Here is a 16885-nt window from a genome sequence, read left to right as displayed (position 1 = left end):
GGGTCTGCCTGCCTTTATCATTCTGGCAAATATTTATTTCAAAAATTGTTTTAATGCCTTGTCAGCTTGATAAAGCGCCGACTGGGTTGTAGGTGTAATTATCCTAAAACCACTGCATCATATTTTTAGTCATAAAGTGGCGATCAGCAAACTGATTGTAAGAGCTATTTTCTAAATTGGCAGTCGTTACCGGCCATATTGCCGCTAACTAACCCGTGGGTTTTAAAAGAACCGCCTGACGTTATGATGCATAGCGGCGGGGCTAAAAGACTTGCACCTTAGGCGGTATGTAAGGCAATATCGATACTCATTATTGTTGTTACTCATATGCAAATTTTCGTTGTAGAGCAACAAGTTAAAGGCCCCTTACATGCACAGTTCACCTCAGCCGAGTATTGATAAACCAGGCATAATGGCAGCTTCGTTTGCCGCTCTGGGCTGGGCCTCTACTGGCATTTTTGTGCGTAATCTGCCGGGCTGGCCACCCTTAAATATAGTGGCCGGACGCTTTTTAGTCGCTTTGTTGGCTGTTTGTGTGCTGATTGCTATCAGTCGCAAAAAAAATACTTTCGCTCGCTCATTGTTGCAACCTAAATGCTGGGCCTTAAGTGCGCTGATGATGGCCTATTATTTATGCGCCACAGTGGCGTTTCAAATGGCACCCGTTGGCGAAGTGGCGCTGTGTATCAGTACGTCCCCCCTATTTGTACTGATTTTTCAGCTTGTCTTACAGCAACCCACACCTAACATTGAAAAAGTCGGTTCAGCCATTGCGTTTGTCGGTGTCACACTGGTTTTCCTCCCGATATTACGTCACTCTGGTGAGGCGTTTCCTGACCGCTTCATGGGCATTTCACTTGCCTTAGCAGGCGCCATGATAATGGCAACCTATGCCCTGAATTATCAAGCAAACACAAAAACACTGACCGCCCCCTCCTCTTCTGCGGTGGCGTTTTTAACCTTTTTAGCCGGTCTAATTCTACTGACGAGCTGGTTAGGCCTGACGGGGCACTTAACTGACGTGCCGGTTTCCCCCTCCCTCCGGCCGTTGGCACTGCTTCTAGGTCTGGGGATAATTGCGACCATCATGCCTACACTTTGTTATTCAGTCGCCTCACAACGGCTGCCTTCCATGCTGACCACCTCAATAAGACTACTCACCCCTATATTTTCCGCCCTGTTAGGCATGATCTTTATCGCCGAAATACCTACAAACTGGTTTTGGCTAGGGGGTAGTCTAGTTATAGGTGGGTTATTACTGATGACATGGCAAAGAAGAGGCGCAAAACGAGAGTGACAAGTAGGCTAAAGTTAGCTTAATTTCTCCTGGCAGCCTTTCTCACATGTCCCCGCAGTAACTAATTTGTCACCGCTAGGCAGCATGATTATCAAAGAGTGTCGTTGGAGAAACGACTTAACGATCAAACCGTGCTGATGGTACTCACATCATTTTAGCGGGACTGAATTTTATTACTCATTAAGGGGCATTGATGCCCCATCCCAGAGTAGACTTGATACGTTTAGAAGAGAAAGATCCTTGGGCCTTTAGGTCACCAATCTAGTCATTATCATTTGCTCCGTCATCATCATCAATAATGTCCGGGGTAACGGCATCCACTACATCAATGGCTCCCCCTACAACTGCGGTCGTAACACTAACGGCTGCAGAGGCGACTGTTACGACAACACAACCAGATAAATTAGTGGTGATGAAGAGTAAAATAATGACTAAGGGTGTTTTGATTAACATGATGTATCCAGTCATTTTGACGACAAAGGTCAGGGAAACGTTAAAAAGGTAAAAATTCAACTACATATTCTTTATTGCTGTTGATTAGACACAGATTTCGCCTAAACCCAAACTAGCGTTTGAGCAAAATTTTGGGGCTGACTGAACCATTAGATATCCAGTGCACCCGCTACACATTTGTTAAAATAGAATGCCAGTTGTAACATTGTCAAATTCTAGTTGCGGCAACTATTGTACATCGCTACCTCTTTATTACCCAGAGCGTTATGGAACATTATTTTCAACACGGTTCTGACGCATCTGACGCAGTCCCTGGGTATCTACTCTGCGTAACCGCTGCCTATGGCGCTAAAAGGCATCTCTAATTCAAGTTCCGGTATTTGTAAGCCAATCCATGCGGGAAAGGTATTGCTATTTGGCCCTGGAAAAAGTGAATATTGTTGTGCCCAGGGATATTCGCTAACGGCAGCGGAAATTTTAGGGATGAGCTGGGTGGCTCTTTCGCCCTGAATTGACAGAATTTTTTGCGGTTTGGCACCGTACCAATAGCGATCAGGTGTGTTTGTTTGATATTCACGCAGTGCCGGTTGACCTTGTTTTACCCGCCAACCCACCACTTCATACACCGTATAGTCAGGTGCATTTTTAGCCTTGGTGGCGATCCAGGTATGCACGGCAAACCAACCTCGCCAACTAAATGCGTCAGCCGAATAGACTTCGATTACGGCGCTTTTTTCGATTGCGGGATCAGGGGCGATGCCGGCAGGTTCGCGGCTGGCAGTACGCCAGTCACTGTTAGTACAAGCCCCCGCCAGGGTGGCAAGAAAAATCAATAATATGCTTTTTATCATCGCTTTGGTCCTGGTCAAGGCACGAGCTCTTTATAATAGCGCAAAAGTCATACCTTTTTGCCAATCATGGTTCAGAATAGTTGGGAAATTGAGACCCTCTTTCGTCAGCCCTGCTCGCATTGCCCTTTACGAATAATTTAACACTCGCAACGGGCTAAAAAACCGTTACCCCCACCACTACCCAATTCATAGCACAGGTCAGATCTGAATAACCAATCCAGATTCAATCCCGGTAACGTTATTTTTGGTGAGTGTCAGACCGACTCACAGGCACAGCCTTAAAATTAAAAAACTGCCCTTAATTGCGCAAATCGCCCCTTTAACCCATATTTAAACACAGGATTACCCTTTATCCTCACCAAAATTAACGAGTAAATTTTTGTGCGCACTATAACAAACAAATAATTCACATTTCAATTTTACATAAACAATTGAATTATATTAACAAATTAAAATACAGACAAAAATGTGAACATTTTGTAAGCAAAAAAGGTTGACGATGTTAATGCCATCTGGGATTATGCCCACCAGTCGGGCATAACCTCAGTAACAAGACGTTAAATCAGAGTTCGAGCGTATGCTCCGAGATCTAATGGCAGTTAACGGATATATCGGCGTTAGATGATTTCCATTTGAAATCTATTGAATCACACACAATACTTACTATCATGAGGACTCCACTATGTTGAAAAATTTACAAAAAACACGAGTTTCGTCAGCCGCCAGAAGGGGACTTAATCTGTCTAACTCAAAAAGCCGCAGAACTGACTGTCACCGTGACAATGATCGACCAGCATCGATATTTGGCAAGCTGGGCGTGCTCGCAGTGGCAGTTATGGCTGCATCAGCACCTTCGTATGTGCAAGCTGCCGAATTCCTTGATGGCCTTGCAGAAGTTAACTTCCTAGCACTACAAAACTACCAAGCAATTCAAGCGAAAGAGGGAGCGTTCCGTCCAGTAGATGAAGAACAGTCAGACGGCTTTGGTCGTATCAGAGTCAACTTACAACTTAAGTTCCACATCAACGAATATATCAGAGCCGATGTCGACATCGCTGAAGAGCCGAATGACTTCGGTAACAACGGCGACCGAGATTTCTCATTCCACCAAGACTTCGCGGGTATTGAGTTTGAACTTCTTGGCCTTTCTGGCATAGCGCGGGACAACGCTGACCTAACGCTTCGCGTAGGTAACATCGGCGCAGCCCCTTTCCAATTTAAAGGTTTCCAAGACGGCGCTGACAACCAGGGCAATGCGCTCATTGGTAATGGCATAACGGACTACGCAACCGCAGAAAATGGTATGCAATTAAGCTACAGCGAGACATTCGATAGCGGTGCGATCCGCGGCTATAATGTTGCTGGTCATATCACTACCTCAAGTTTTGGTGAAGCCTTCCAAGAAGATCGAGGCTGGAATTATCGACTTCAAGGTACGCTCGAATTTGCCGGCGGCTTCAAAGCGGGTTTGAATTTTTTCCAGGCCAACCAAGGCGATCAATTGCGCTTTGAAAACGGCGTAGCAAGCCTTGACGGTTTGACAACCACTAACTATCGCTTTGGTGATGGTGAAAACTATAATTTCTCTGCTTCTGCTTCGAGTGAGCGTGATACACATGTTGGCGCTATGCCGGGTCTTGAACAGTCGATTATGCAGTTGAACTTAGCTTATCAGCCTAACTCGGATATGAGTCTGATTTTGATGATTGGTAAGTCCAGTGATGATTACACTTTCGCAGATGCTGCAGGTAACGCAGTAGCTGGCATTACGTACTTTGGCGACGCGAATGGAGTTGCGGATCCGACAGGAACAACTTTCGATTCAAATAGCGTGATTGAAGGAGATTCGTCTGTTGAGTACTGGAATTTAGAAGCACAATACTACGTAGTTCCTGGCAAGTTTTATCTAGCCGCTCGTTATCAAGAAGCCGAAAACACTTCAGATCTAATTGCACAAACTGACAACACTGTCGAGCGTATTCAAGTAGCAGCAGGTTACTGGTTCAACGACAAAACGCTTTTGAAGTTCGAGTATGTTGATCAAGATGAAGGTGCTAACTCAGGCGGCCAAATCGGCACAGGGTTTGACGGTTTCACGTCAGAGATATCTATCAAGTTCTAAGTTATCAGCCGGCTTCACTCGGCTCATTTTGCCTAGCGATGGTCACAAATGAAACCAGTGGCGTCATCGGAGACAAGGACCTTGAGTGCTTGCCGGCGAGTTCGAGAAGCAGAACGCCGACACCAAGCTGAACTGGGTAGTGGAGTATGCTACCGCGATGTGGAACCCGGCGTTGAACAAAGGTGCCATGCAAATCGCGTTTGCCTTCTTATAGGCTAAAATAAATTACTAAAACAGTCTCACTTAACCCGTTAGGTGAGACATCAACTTTGCATAATAAGGGGAATACCCGATGTTGAACAAATTGACTGTGCTGGCTTGCGTTGCGATGGGTATGAGCGCGACTGTAGCCGCTGAAACCATCACCATCGCCACCGTAAATAACGGCGATATGATTACCATGAAAGAGCTCAGCGCTGATTTTGAGGCTAAGCACCCAGACATTGACCTTCAGTGGGTTACACTGGAAGAAAACATTTTACGCCAACGTGTTACTACAGATGTTGCCACTAAAGGCGGTCAATACGACGTCATGACAATCGGTACTTACGAGGTACCTATTTGGGGTAAAGAAGGTTGGCTAACTGAGTTGGATAACCTGGGCCCCGAGTACGACGAAGAAGATTTACTTCCTGCCATCAGAAGTGGCTTGTCCGTAAATGACAAATTGTATGCTGCGCCTTTTTACGGTGAAAGCTCTATGGTTATGTATCGCAAAGATTTGCTAGAAAAAGCCGATTTGAAAATGCCCGTCAAACCCACCTGGAAATTTATTCGCCAAGCCGCCAAAGCCATGACGGATACTGACGCCGGCGTGTATGGGATCTGCCTGCGAGGCAAAGCCGGTTGGGGGGAAAACATAGCGTTGATTACCGCCATGTCGAATTCTTTTGGCGCCCGCTGGTTTGACGAAAACTGGAAGCCACAATTTAACACGCCCCAGTGGAAAGACACCTTACAATACTATGTTGATATAATGACAGAATCCGGCCCTCCTGGTGCATCTTCAAACGGTTTTAATGAAAACCTCGCGTTGTTTCAAACAGGTAAGTGTGGCATGTGGATAGATGCCACTGTTGCTGGCGCGTTTGTGACCAACGAAAAAGATTCGGAAGTCGCCGATAAAGTGGGCTTTGCCATGGCACCTGACATGGGCTTAGGCAAACGAGGTAACTGGTTATGGGCGTGGACGCTTGCTGTACCTGCTAGCAGCCAAAAAAGTGATGCTGCAATGAAATTCATCAGTTGGGCCACATCAAAAGAGTACATTGCCTTGGTGGCGAAGGAAAAAGGTTGGGCGAATGTGCCTCCTGGTACCCGTACATCTTTGTACACCAACCCTGAATACCTAAAAGCGGCTCCCTTTGCTGAAATCACCTTGGCGTCTATCGAATCGGTCGATCCGAAAAACCCAACTGTGCAACCCGTGCCTTATGTGGGGGTTCAATTCGTGGCCATACCTGAGTTTCAGGGCATTGGTACAGCCGTAGGCCAACAATTTGCTGCTGCATTGACTGGGCAAATGAGTGTAGAACAGGCATTAGCCAGTTCACAACGGCTGGTTGAACGTGCAATGCGTAAAGCACGTTATCCAAAATAGTTAATTTTTGATTGGGGGGTAAGTGCATGTCACTTACCCATGGTTTTCACTTGAAAAAGGTCTAGATTATGGCGACGATGCAATCTCGTAACTTGGCTAGAATGATGTTATTTCCATCCGTCATATTGTTGTTGGCATGGATGATAGTACCGCTGTGCATGACATTGTATTTCTCCTTTTTAGATTACAATCTGCTCACCCCTGGAAGCGAAGAATTTATTGGGTTTCTAAACTATGAGTTCTTTCTGACAGATCCAGCGTTTGTGGCTTCCTTTTTTAATACTTTATTGCTGGTCGGTGGGGTGTTGCTGATTACCATCTGCGGCGGCATAGGTTTGGCAGTATTACTCGACCAGGCAATTTGGGGCAGAAACTACGTACGTATCATGGTTTTAGCACCCTTTTTTGTCATGCCAACAGTTTCTGCTTTGGTATGGAAAAACATGCTGATGAACCCGGTGAATGGTTTATTTGCACACTTTGCCATGTGGATTGGTGTTGAACCCGTTGACTTTTTTGCGCAAATTCCGTTGTTGTCGATTATCATTATTGTGTCATGGCAATGGCTACCGTTTGCAGCATTGATATTGCTGACTTCTATTCAGTCGCTTGATCGTGAGCAATTGGAAGCCGCCGATTTGGATGGCGCCGGTCCGTTTAGTAAATTTATTTATATCGTAATGCCGCATTTATCTCGCGCTATAACCGCCGTAATTTTGATCGAAACCATATTTTTGCTGTCGATATTTGCTGAAATACTAGTCACAACCAGTGGTGGGCCGGGTTATGCGTCGACCAACCTAACCTACTTGATTTACACCCAATCATTACTTCAATTTGACGTTGGCGGAGGCTCAGCGGGAGGTATTGTCGCAGTAATCATTGCCAATATAGTCGCTATTTTCCTAATGCGCCTAATTGGCAAAAACCTGGAGGACTAAGTTATGGCGATGAATAACAGTAATAAATCTAAAATTATTTATACCGCTTTAGCCTGGAGCATAAGTGGAATGATCTTTTTCCCCATTTTATGGACCTTGTTAACTAGCTTTAAAACAGAAGCGGAGGCGATATCAGCCAGCCCCAGTCTATTCATGTTTGATTGGACACTTGAAAACTATTCAGATGTGCTGGCGCGTTCACCCTACTTTAACCATTTCTGGAATTCTATCGTCATTTCTATCGGTTCTAGTTTACTTGGTTTACTCATAGCCATACCCGCAGCTTGGTCAATGGCGTTTGTGCAAACTAAACGAACTAAACATTTATTAATGTGGATGCTGTCGACCAAAATGTTACCGCCGGTCGGTGTACTTATTCCTATTTATTTGATGTTCCGCGATTTGTCTTTGCTTGATACCAAATTAGGCTTGGTCATCGTGATGACACTCGTCAACTTACCGATCATGGTGTGGATGCTTTACACCTATTTTAGAGAAATTCCCCATGAGATCCTTGAAGCTTCACGTATGGACGGGTGCAGTATTGCCGAAGAGATATTTCATGTGTTATTACCTCTCGCGCTCCCCGGTATTGCTTCAACGCTGCTGTTAAACGTTATTTTAGCGTGGAATGAGGCTTTTTGGACTCTGATATTGACCGCAGCCAATGCCGCACCGTTAACTGCTTTTATTGCCAGTTATTCAAGTCCAGAGGGATTATTTTACGCCAAATTATCAGCAGCATCAGTGATGGCCATTGTGCCCATACTTATACTTGGTTGGTTTAGTCAGAAACAATTAGTGCGCGGTTTAAGCTTCGGCGCAGTGAAATAGGAGAGTTATCATGGGCAGCATTACTTTAAAAAAAGTCACGAAAAGCTTCGGTGATGTAAATGTAATTAAACCGATAGATTTGCAAATACATGATGGCGAGTTCATCGTATTTGTTGGTCCGTCGGGTTGCGGTAAATCAACTTTGTTACGAATGATCGCAGGTTTGGAGGATACGACCAGTGGCAATATCGACATAGACGGGCAAGACGCCACTCATACCCCCCCGGCAAAGCGAGGCTTAGCCATGGTGTTTCAATCCTATGCACTATATCCACACATGTCGGTTCGCAACAATATTGCGTTTCCATTAAAACGAGCAAAAATGGCCCCTGCTGAAATTGAGGCAAAAATTGCCTCAGCGGCAAAAATATTGAATCTGGGTGATTATCTGGATCGAAAACCCGGACAATTATCAGGTGGTCAGCGTCAACGCGTTGCCATTGGCCGTGCGATTGTGCGTCAACCTTCGGCGTTTTTGTTCGATGAGCCGCTGTCAAACTTAGATGCATCATTGCGCGTTAATATGCGCCTAGAGATTTCCGAGTTACACAAAACCCTTGATACTACGATGATTTATGTCACCCACGATCAGGTAGAAGCGATGACAATGGCAGATCGCATTGCGGTATTTAACGCAGGTGTGATTGAACAGGTCGGAACCCCCCTAGAGTTGTATCAAACTCCAGTCAATCGCTTTGTTGCTGGTTTCATTGGTTCGCCAAAAATGAACTTTATTGACGTTGAAGCGGTCGATGGCGATCCAACCAGTTCCGTAGGTGTCCGTCCAGAGCATTTAAAAGTCACTCAGGAAAAAGGCTTATGGGCGGGTAAAGTTGGCGTAATTGAACATTTGGGGTCAGAAACCTTTTTACATGTTCATGTTGATGGGATAGGTACGCTTACCATTAAAGATGATGGTGATTGCCCGTTGAAATATGGCGACAATGTTAATTTGACCGCTCCGCAAAATAAAATCATGCATTTTGATGCAGCGGGTATCACTTTGCCACCTACTCAATCTGCGGGTAATTAAACTGGACAGGAAACGCAAACCCTTTAGGGTTTGCGTCCAAGCGCTCACCCGTGAAATTAACCGAATTAATTTGTATTAGCATTTTGCTAGATAGTATAGGAGCTCAATTCAATGACTATTAAACTTGGTCTTGACACACTTGATGCCTTGCCACCAAACGTGTCTAAACCCAATTATCAACGCGCTTTACTATCTCCCGGTATTATTCACATCGGGGTAGGTAATTTTCATCGCGCTCATCAAGCGGTTTACTTGCACAAATTATTTAACGCAGGTCAGGCTTATGATTGGGCGATCCGAGGAGCTGGCATTAAATCCTATGATTCTGCCATGCGCGATAAGTTGAAAACTCAGGACTGGTTAACGACCGTAGTGGAGCTAGATGCAAAGGGACTCACCGCCGGGGTTTGTGCTTCCATGATCGATTTCATCGAAAATGATGCCAGTACGTTAATTGACGCTCTCACCGATAGTCAGATTCGAATAGTGTCACTGACCATTACCGAGGGTGGCTATTTTATGGATGATAAAACGGGCGGGGTTAACCTTGCCCATGACGAAATCCAAAAAGATATCGCCAACATTGAAACCCCCACCACGGTATTTGGCTTGATGATTGCGGCGCTAAAACGTCGGAAGGAACAGAATAAAGCTGCCTTTACCATTATGTCCTGCGACAATATTCCCCACAATGGTAATATTACCAAGCGGGTCGTTAACGAAATGGCCGCAGCAATTGACAGCGATTTAGCAAGTTGGATTAGCCAAAACGTTACCTTCCCAAATTCGATGGTTGACTGTATCACACCGGCAACATCGGAGCAGGAACGCCAGCGACTGATAACTTTATTTGGCATAGAAGACCAAGCCCCCGTTTTTTGTGAACCGTTCAGACAATGGGTTCTGGAGGATAACTTTGCCAATGGTCGTCCACCTCTGGAACAGGTTGGGGTTGAATTCGTCGCAGATGTGGCACCTTTTGAATTGATGAAGTTGCGCATTTTAAATGGTGGTCATGCCGCAATTGCCTATCCAGGAGCACTATTAGGCATTGAATTTGTACACGATGTTATGGCCCATTCACTCATTAGCTTGTACCTGAAAAAACTGGTTACACAGGAAATTATACCTACCCTACCCCATGTGCCTGGTGTCAATTTTGATGACTATTTTGCCGTTATCGAATCACGGTTCGCCAATCCTGAAGTGCGCGATACAGTGCCACGACTTTGCCAGGATGCATCGAACCGTTTGCCCAAGTTTATTTTGCCCACTATTGTGGCGAATTTAGAGCAAGGCAGAGATTGTGCTGGTTTAGCGCTGGTAGTGGCATTGTGGTGTCGCCTTTGTGCTGAAGGCGACGTTCCCAATAGCAAAATTACGATTAACGACCCCCAAGAACAGAGGTTGATAAAACAAGCCTCAATGGCCAAGGTGGAACCGGCAGTATTTTTGCAAATGACTGACATATTTGGGACACTCTCGGGCAACAAGGTATTTGTTAAACACTTTACGTCGTCCTTAGAAATGCTCTGGGCTTCAGGCACTGAATTGACCTTAGAGTGGTACTTACAACAATAATAATAATAGTTGACAGCAATCCAATGACTCCAACCCACACATCTGTTTTGCAGTACCCCATAGCATTAGTCATTTTCGATTGCGATGGGGTACTGATAGATAGTGAAGTACTCAGCAAGCGAGTTTTGTTGCAACAGCTCTTTGAGCTTGGTTTGCACGTATCTGATGAATATTTTGAGTCTCATTTCCTCGGTCATAGTTTTGAACATGTCACCGCAAAGATTTTGGCCGATTTTGGCGTGACATTAGCGAGTTCCTTTGCCCAAGACTATCAAACTGAGTTGATGCAAATTTTTACTTTGGAACTCAAGCCCACGATCGAACTGGAGAGCATGTTGTCTATGCTCAAAGTACCATACTGTGTGGCAACCAGTAGCAGTGTCCAGCGAGTCAACCGAGCTCTGGGCATTACCCGTCTTGGCCACTATTTTGGTGATCAAGTTTTCACTTCTAGTGAGGTGAAAAACGGTAAACCCGCACCGGACTTATTTTTATACGCGGCCCAAAAAATGGGCGTTGAACCGCAATATTGCCTGGTGATTGAAGACTCTCCCGCCGGCATTCAAGGTGCCAAGGCCGCCCACATGCAAGTCATCCGATATGCTGGCGCAAGTCATATGCAGCAATGGCGGCAACCCATCGAGCCCCTGGTCGACGATGTAACGACCATCACCCAATGGCAAGATTTGTATGCCCTTGCCCCCAAGCTCAACACAACATATAACATATAACATTGAGAGATAAACGTGGTTAAGCTTTCCAGTGCCGAAAATAGACGATTAGACGACGCCGCACGCGCAGGCTGGTTATATTATGTTGCGGGTAATACCCAAGACGAAATCGCCAAGAAGTTAGGTATTTCTCGCCAGTCAGCACAGCGGATGGTGGCGCTGTCCATCAGTGAAAAATTGATTAAGGTCCGTCTTGATCATCCTATCGCTAAGTGTATGGATCTGGCGGATAAAATCGCCAGTCGTTTCGGTCTGCTCTCCTGTGAAGTGGTGCCAAGTGACCCCAGTGATCCGTCTTCAACTGTGGGTTTAGCTCAAGCCGGGGCAAACGAAATTGAACGCCATTTAAAATCAGCACAACCCAAAACGTTAGCCATGGGCACTGGCCGGGTATTGCGCACCTGTGTAGACGAATTAGCTCCTCTTGATTGTACCCAGCATAAAATTGTGGCCTTACTTGGCAACATGGCTTCTGACGGTTCAGCTTCTCCTTATGACGTGGTCGTACGCATGGCCGAACGCGTCAATGCCAAGCATTATCCCATGCCTTTGCCTGTATTACCTAAAAGCCAAAATGAAAAGCTGCAGTTGCAGAAGTTGCCTTATATCACGCAAAATATGGAAATGGCTCAGCATGCAGATGTCACGTTCGTGGGAGTGGGAAATTTAGGCGCTAACTCACCGTTGCATTTAGACGGCTTCGTTACCCCGCAAGAATTAGGCGAATTGCAGTCTGGCGGCGCGGTAGGAGAAATCATCAGCTGGGTATTTGACAAGAACGGGCAATTACTCGATTGCGGGATCAATCAGCGTGTTGCCAGTACACCGCTTATCCTTGGATCAGACAAACCAGTATTCGCCCTCGCTGCCGGTGAGGAAAAAGTTTACGCAATCCTTGGTGCTTTACGTTCCAAATTGGTTAACTCGTTGATTACCAATGAATACACAGCAGAGCGTTTGTTAAGTATTGATTGAAAGCTAGTCATACCAAAACCGAATTAGAAAAGGGACCATCAGGTCCCTTTTTACTAACTAAATCTAAGATTCGTTAGTACTTTTTAGGTTTTATGTTTAACCACGAATGTCATGCTGTTTACTTCAGTCAATGTTGGTAGTGCGGTCATTGCACCAATCTTGGCACATACCAAGCCGCTTACCTTGCCGGCAAATTCGATAAAGCCTTTAAAGTCTTCTTGATAGAAATTTTCACCCGGTTCACTTTGCGCCATTTGGAATAATATAGCGCCAATAAACGAGTCCCCGGCACCAGTAGTGTCTACGGCGTTTATTTCGTAGGCAGGTACGATGTATTGCTGAGCATTTTGTGAGATTAAGCAGCCATCCGGGCCCAATGTGACTAATAGAACTTTCACACCTAAATCATGAAAATATTGGCAACCCGCGGCCATATCGTCTTTTTGCGAAAGTAAAACCAATTCTTCATCGCTGACTTTTACGATATCAGCCAAGGCAAAATAGGTATTACAGATATCTCTAAATTCAGCTTCGCGACCGCGCCATAAATCGATTCTAAAGTTAGGATCGAAACAAATTATATTACCGTTTTGCTTGGCTTGCTGGGCGATGCGTAAATAGCTGTCGCCTAATTCGCCGCCTAATAACGCAGTGGCTGAACCAAGATGTAATATCGAATCAGCAAGCAGTGTGACTATGGTTTTATCATCCAGGCTTAGTTGCTCATCGGCACCGCGGTTAAAAGCAAATTCGCGTTCGCCGTTATCACCCAAAGATACAAATGCCAAGGTAGTTGACGTAGATAACGTCGCCACATGATCTGTGTTGACAGCATAACCTTTGACTTCTTCAATCAAAAATTCACCAAAAGGATCGTTACCAACCGAACCGACTAAAACCGGTTCCCCACCTAACTTACCGATGCAGGCTGCAACATTAGCGGGAGCACCACCGGATTTTTTAACGTAATTAACCCCGTTTACCAAACCGCTATTTGTATCTGTACACACAAAATCGATGAGCATCTCACCAATGCAAATTACTTTCATATTATTGTTCCGTATCAAAACTAATTTATCCAAAACACCCAAATAAAAATAACACCAAACAGGTGAATTTGGTTAATTTTATCAAACCCACATACACCAATATATATTTGGGTTTCACATGTATTTACTGGTGGAAAGTATAACAAAATTCAGTGGCTGAATAACAACCTTCTCTACTTTTGTTCATGATTGAAAATAACCGAATCGAATACATTATGCTGCCCTTTGCTTCAAAACTGCTGCCAAAATATTCTGGGCCTATTTGTCATTCACCATAAAATCGGCCGGGCAAGACAAACCAAGGGGGGCTTAATCTGATGTAGATCAAGGAACGTCAGCGAATTTTATGCATAATTATTGTTCATCATAACATTCACCGGTAAATCGATCTCAAAGGCAACTCGTCATGACGTTAGAAAAGCATACCCTACTTAACGACCTTCCCGAGCACCATCACACTATTCGTCATCTGAAAATGAACGATAAACATTTCCTTAAATTGTTTGATGAATATCACCAGGTTGATAAACAGATACATGAAATAGAACAGAATAACTCGCCCGTGGCAGACGACTTCCTTGAATCTCTCAAGGTTCAACGTGTGTACTTGAAAGACCAATTGCTCAACATGATATTACAAACTGAAAATACTATTTAAGGCCTATTTGAGTAAAACGGCCACTATTCACACAACATACTAAGGCGACCCGAGATATAGCTTGAAAGTGACTTTGGCTTAAATACGACCTATAAGCCCTTTACCAACAACCTCTTTCATAATTTCGCAGGTACCGCCGTAAATACCCTACACTCGTGTATCAGCATAGCAACGAGGGATGGGATGCGCTTGCATATAACAGTACTCATCAAATATCTATAAGGCCATGTCAGTCTCCTTGCATTGCATTTCTGTAAGGGTGTATTTAGCCAACGTGCCTTGCTCGGCGGTTAACTGTTTATCCATTAGCCAGTTAACCCATCAGCCGTTTAAGCAACTGGGCAAATTCGCTGCATGCTAATTGCTCCAAGGGATGACGAAAATTGAGTACCACTGGTTTACCTGCCACATAGACATCTTTGACTGCATTGGCGCTGATGCCAAATATCCAGCGATTGAGAAGATCTTTGGGCGCACTGGCGCCGATAAAAGGCTGGTCGGGATCCAGCAACATGAAATCGGCCCGTTTTCCTTCGGCCAAACCTAGTTGTACATCGCAAGCCTGATTACCACCGCTTAGGGCCTGGTTGAAAAGAAAATCGCCCACCTGCGGCTGACCTTTACTGTGCAGCCGGTTGCGTTGCCGGGCAAAAAGTCGCTGACCATATTCCAGGCTTCTGAGCTCTTCGACCAGCGATACACTAACGTGGCTGTCTGAGCCAATTGCCCATCTGCCCTGTTGTTGATTAAAATCCACTGCGGGAAAAATACCGTCCCCCAAATTGGCTTCGGTGGTTGGGCACAACCCAACAACCGCACCACTTTTAGCTATTAAGCTAACCTCATGGGGGCTTAGATGAGTCGCATGCACCAGGCACCAACGTGGATCAAAGCCAATTTCGTTGTGTAGCCATTGCACCGGTCGCTGGCCAGACCATTGCACACAGTCATCGACTTCCTTTTGTTGTTCGGCTATATGAATATGCACGGGCATATCTGCGGGGCTGGCGCTTAATACCTCGGTTATCTGCGCTTTATTCACCGCGCGCAGTGAATGAAAACACATCCCCAGGCGATGCAAGTCGTGCCCGGTTATAACCTCTTCGCAGGCTCTCTGCAAAGACAGGTATTGCTCGGGATCATGAATAAAACGTGTTTGACCGGTTGTGCAGGGCTGCCCACCAAAACCCGCATAAGCATAAAGTACTGGTAATAAGGTTAGACCTATTCCCGCTTGATTGGCGGCCTCGAAAAGTTGAAGCGACATCTCATGAGGCTGAGTATAACGTTGCCCCAAAGGGCCATGATGCAAATAGTGAAACTCCCCTACCTGGCTATAACCCGCTTTGAGTAGTTCTATATATAATTGGCGAGCTATGATAAACACATCGCCCGGCGAGAGTTTGCCTACTATTTGGTACATCAACTCCCGCCAGCTCCAAAAGCTGTCATTGGGATCCAGACTCACTTCGGCCATGCCTGCCATCACCCGCTGGAATGCATGAGAATGCACATTGGCCACCGTTGGCAACATCGGGCCACTAAGTTTGATGGCGCCATCGGCACTGGTATTTTTATGAATATTTTTAATATAGCCGTGTTCTACTTCCAGGCGCACATTTTGCGCCCAGCCATCTGCCAATAAGGCCTGTTCGACAAAATACAGCTGGTGGCTCATGTTTTCTCCTGGTAACTGATGTACTTGTTTCTCATTCTAGTGGAACTCATCTTGTATAGACAAGCTTAACTGTCAACATAATCAATTAGCCAGTATAATCCGCCCTGTAGACCAGTGACGTGGTGACCGGGTACGGGGTGCCGGTGGACCGATGCAAAAACTGATATGGATTACCCGATCCTGACCACAGAAGATACCGGGAATATTGACTAACAAGGTAGCGAAAATATGGCAAACGCCAAACAAAGCATGATTACCAGCCTGTTTAAGGCTAGCGAAGATTCTCCATTGCCTATCTACGCCCGGGTCAAACAGGCTATTTCTCACAAGATCACCAGCGGTGAGTGGCAGGCGAATCAGCGAGTGCCTTCTGAATCCGAGATAGTTCAGGCCTTAAGGGTGAGTCGCATGACCGTCAACCGCGCCCTGCGGGAACTAACCGCAGAAGGAATGCTTACCCGTCACCAGGGGGTGGGCACCTTTGTAGCCGAAAAAAAGGTCCATTCGGCCCTGTTCGAAGTGCACAATATAGCCGCGGAAATTGCCGACAGGGGGCATATTCACAGGGCCGAACTGATCGAACTTGTGCGTACCAAAGCCAATACCCAGGAAGCCATGAACCTTGGTGTCAGAACCAATCACGGTATTTTTCGCTCAACGATCCTACACTTTGAAAGCGAACAACCTATCCAGCTCGAACAAAGAGTGGTCAATGCGTCTCTGGCGCCAGATTATGATCAACAGGACTTTATTCGCCACACCGCTTACGATTACCTTATGAGGGTGGCGCCCATGACAGAAGGAGAGCACCTGGTAGAAGCGGTATTGGCTAATGCGAAAGAATGCGCCCTGTTGCAGATAAGTCCCCATGAGCCTTGTTTGCAGATCAAGCGCCGTACCTGGTCGGAGCAAGATCTGGTGACCACTGCCCGGTTATTGTCACCTGGGTCGCGTTTTCAGTTATTCGGTCATTTTGGTCGGTAGCTGGCCAGGCTAACGGGCGTTTTTAAACCAAAAATGTTAGCTAAAACTCTGTAAAAAACTTGCTCATGGCGTTAACTCGCTTTATTGTTTGCACATAA

Annotated in this window: 16 protein-coding genes; 12 read left to right on the top strand and 4 right to left on the bottom strand. The window is 45.6% G+C overall.

All coding sequences use genetic code 11. The annotated features are described in order from the left end of the window. Window positions 1-370 precede the first annotated feature (370 nt). A complete protein-coding gene (locus AC3RV5_RS01150; protein WP_489730173.1) occupies window positions 371-1297 on the top strand; it encodes a DMT family transporter in 927 nt (308 codons plus the stop codon). 261 nt (window positions 1298-1558) lie between these two features. On the opposite strand, the gene AC3RV5_RS01145 is transcribed toward AC3RV5_RS01150, so the two are convergent. Both AC3RV5_RS01145 and AC3RV5_RS01140 read right to left on the bottom strand, forming a co-directional pair. Further along, the gene (locus AC3RV5_RS01145) at window positions 1559-1750 is read right to left on the bottom strand and encodes an NF038104 family lipoprotein (protein WP_489730172.1); all 192 of its coding nucleotides are present in this window, start codon (window positions 1748-1750) and stop codon (window positions 1559-1561) included. 320 nt (window positions 1751-2070) lie between these two features. After that, window positions 2071-2601, bottom strand: a complete 531-nt coding sequence (locus AC3RV5_RS01140; RefSeq protein WP_489730171.1) for a DUF3750 domain-containing protein — start codon at window positions 2599-2601, stop codon at window positions 2071-2073. A 682-nt stretch (window positions 2602-3283) separates the two neighbouring features. Between AC3RV5_RS01140 and AC3RV5_RS01135 the strand changes: the two genes are divergently transcribed. From AC3RV5_RS01135 to AC3RV5_RS01095, 9 genes are all read left to right on the top strand, one after another. Then, the gene (locus tag AC3RV5_RS01135) at window positions 3284-4723 is read left to right on the top strand and encodes a hypothetical protein (RefSeq protein ID WP_489730170.1); all 1440 of its coding nucleotides are present in this window, start codon (window positions 3284-3286) and stop codon (window positions 4721-4723) included. An 85-nt stretch (window positions 4724-4808) separates the two neighbouring features. Then, window positions 4809-4937, top strand: coding sequence for a hypothetical protein (locus AC3RV5_RS01130; RefSeq protein WP_489730169.1), 129 nt, complete (start codon window positions 4809-4811; stop codon window positions 4935-4937). A 78-nt stretch (window positions 4938-5015) separates the two neighbouring features. After that, the gene (locus tag AC3RV5_RS01125; protein ID WP_489730168.1) at window positions 5016-6323 is read left to right on the top strand and encodes an ABC transporter substrate-binding protein; all 1308 of its coding nucleotides are present in this window, start codon (window positions 5016-5018) and stop codon (window positions 6321-6323) included. A 68-nt stretch (window positions 6324-6391) separates the two neighbouring features. Beyond that, complete coding sequence (locus AC3RV5_RS01120) at window positions 6392-7264, top strand: carbohydrate ABC transporter permease (protein WP_489730167.1); 873 nt, start codon at window positions 6392-6394, stop codon at window positions 7262-7264. Between the two features lie 3 nt (window positions 7265-7267). Further along, window positions 7268-8098, top strand: coding sequence for a carbohydrate ABC transporter permease (locus AC3RV5_RS01115; protein WP_489730166.1), 831 nt, complete (start codon window positions 7268-7270; stop codon window positions 8096-8098). A gap of 10 nt (window positions 8099-8108) precedes the next feature. Next, the gene (locus AC3RV5_RS01110) at window positions 8109-9131 is read left to right on the top strand and encodes an ABC transporter ATP-binding protein (RefSeq protein ID WP_489730165.1); all 1023 of its coding nucleotides are present in this window, start codon (window positions 8109-8111) and stop codon (window positions 9129-9131) included. Between the two features lie 111 nt (window positions 9132-9242). Further along, a complete protein-coding gene (locus AC3RV5_RS01105; protein ID WP_489730164.1) occupies window positions 9243-10712 on the top strand; it encodes a mannitol dehydrogenase family protein in 1470 nt (489 codons plus the stop codon). A 23-nt stretch (window positions 10713-10735) separates the two neighbouring features. Further along, window positions 10736-11443, top strand: coding sequence for an HAD family hydrolase (locus AC3RV5_RS01100; RefSeq protein ID WP_489730163.1), 708 nt, complete (start codon window positions 10736-10738; stop codon window positions 11441-11443). A gap of 15 nt (window positions 11444-11458) precedes the next feature. Further along, window positions 11459-12418, top strand: coding sequence for a sugar-binding transcriptional regulator (locus AC3RV5_RS01095; RefSeq protein ID WP_489730162.1), 960 nt, complete (start codon window positions 11459-11461; stop codon window positions 12416-12418). Window positions 12419-12501: 83 nt separating this feature from the next. Here AC3RV5_RS01095 and AC3RV5_RS01090 read toward each other — a convergent pair whose 3' ends face one another. Further along, complete coding sequence (locus AC3RV5_RS01090) at window positions 12502-13467, bottom strand: carbohydrate kinase family protein (protein ID WP_489730161.1); 966 nt, start codon at window positions 13465-13467, stop codon at window positions 12502-12504. A 406-nt stretch (window positions 13468-13873) separates the two neighbouring features. On the opposite strand from AC3RV5_RS01090, the gene AC3RV5_RS01085 reads away from it, so the two are divergent. After that, window positions 13874-14125, top strand: a complete 252-nt coding sequence (locus AC3RV5_RS01085) for an HP1242/YdcH family protein (RefSeq protein WP_489730160.1) — start codon at window positions 13874-13876, stop codon at window positions 14123-14125. A gap of 313 nt (window positions 14126-14438) precedes the next feature. Here AC3RV5_RS01085 and AC3RV5_RS01080 read toward each other — a convergent pair whose 3' ends face one another. After that, window positions 14439-15803 carry a formimidoylglutamate deiminase gene (locus AC3RV5_RS01080; RefSeq protein ID WP_489730159.1) on the bottom strand — a complete coding sequence of 455 codons (1365 nt, stop codon included), beginning with the start codon at window positions 15801-15803 and terminating at the stop codon, window positions 14439-14441. Window positions 15804-16031: 228 nt separating this feature from the next. Here AC3RV5_RS01080 and hutC point away from each other — a divergent pair, with 228 nt between their 5' ends. Further along, the gene (gene hutC / locus AC3RV5_RS01075) at window positions 16032-16787 is read left to right on the top strand and encodes a histidine utilization transcriptional repressor HutC (RefSeq protein ID WP_489730158.1); all 756 of its coding nucleotides are present in this window, start codon (window positions 16032-16034) and stop codon (window positions 16785-16787) included. The last annotated feature ends 98 nt before the right edge of the window (window positions 16788-16885 follow it).

It is taken from the genome of Paraglaciecola sp. IT1134 (genome assembly GCF_058068185.1).
The sequence above is the reverse complement of the archived record's forward strand: the minus strand, read 5'-3'. Positions and strand labels throughout refer to the sequence as shown.

Bases quoted from the DNA above. Each gene is read 5' to 3' on its own strand.
- AC3RV5_RS01100 (WP_489730163.1), top strand. From the start codon at position 10,736: ATGACTCCAACCCACACATCTGTTTTGCAGTACCCCATAGCATTAGTC.
- AC3RV5_RS01090 (WP_489730161.1), bottom strand. From the start codon at position 13,467: ATGAAAGTAATTTGCATTGGTGAGATGCTCATCGATTTTGTGTGTACA.
- AC3RV5_RS01105 (WP_489730164.1), top strand. From the start codon at position 9,243: ATGACTATTAAACTTGGTCTTGACACACTTGATGCCTTGCCACCAAAC.
- AC3RV5_RS01110 (WP_489730165.1), top strand. From the start codon at position 8,109: ATGGGCAGCATTACTTTAAAAAAAGTCACGAAAAGCTTCGGTGATGTA.
- AC3RV5_RS01120 (WP_489730167.1), top strand. From the start codon at position 6,392: ATGGCGACGATGCAATCTCGTAACTTGGCTAGAATGATGTTATTTCCA.
- AC3RV5_RS01085 (WP_489730160.1), top strand. From the start codon at position 13,874: ATGACGTTAGAAAAGCATACCCTACTTAACGACCTTCCCGAGCACCAT.
- AC3RV5_RS01140 (WP_489730171.1), bottom strand. From the start codon at position 2,601: ATGATAAAAAGCATATTATTGATTTTTCTTGCCACCCTGGCGGGGGCT.
- hutC (WP_489730158.1), top strand. From the start codon at position 16,032: ATGGCAAACGCCAAACAAAGCATGATTACCAGCCTGTTTAAGGCTAGC.
- AC3RV5_RS01125 (WP_489730168.1), top strand. From the start codon at position 5,016: ATGTTGAACAAATTGACTGTGCTGGCTTGCGTTGCGATGGGTATGAGC.
- AC3RV5_RS01145 (WP_489730172.1), bottom strand. From the start codon at position 1,750: ATGTTAATCAAAACACCCTTAGTCATTATTTTACTCTTCATCACCACT.
- AC3RV5_RS01135 (WP_489730170.1), top strand. From the start codon at position 3,284: ATGTTGAAAAATTTACAAAAAACACGAGTTTCGTCAGCCGCCAGAAGG.
- AC3RV5_RS01150 (WP_489730173.1), top strand. From the start codon at position 371: ATGCACAGTTCACCTCAGCCGAGTATTGATAAACCAGGCATAATGGCA.
- AC3RV5_RS01080 (WP_489730159.1), bottom strand. From the start codon at position 15,803: ATGAGCCACCAGCTGTATTTTGTCGAACAGGCCTTATTGGCAGATGGC.
- AC3RV5_RS01115 (WP_489730166.1), top strand. From the start codon at position 7,268: ATGGCGATGAATAACAGTAATAAATCTAAAATTATTTATACCGCTTTA.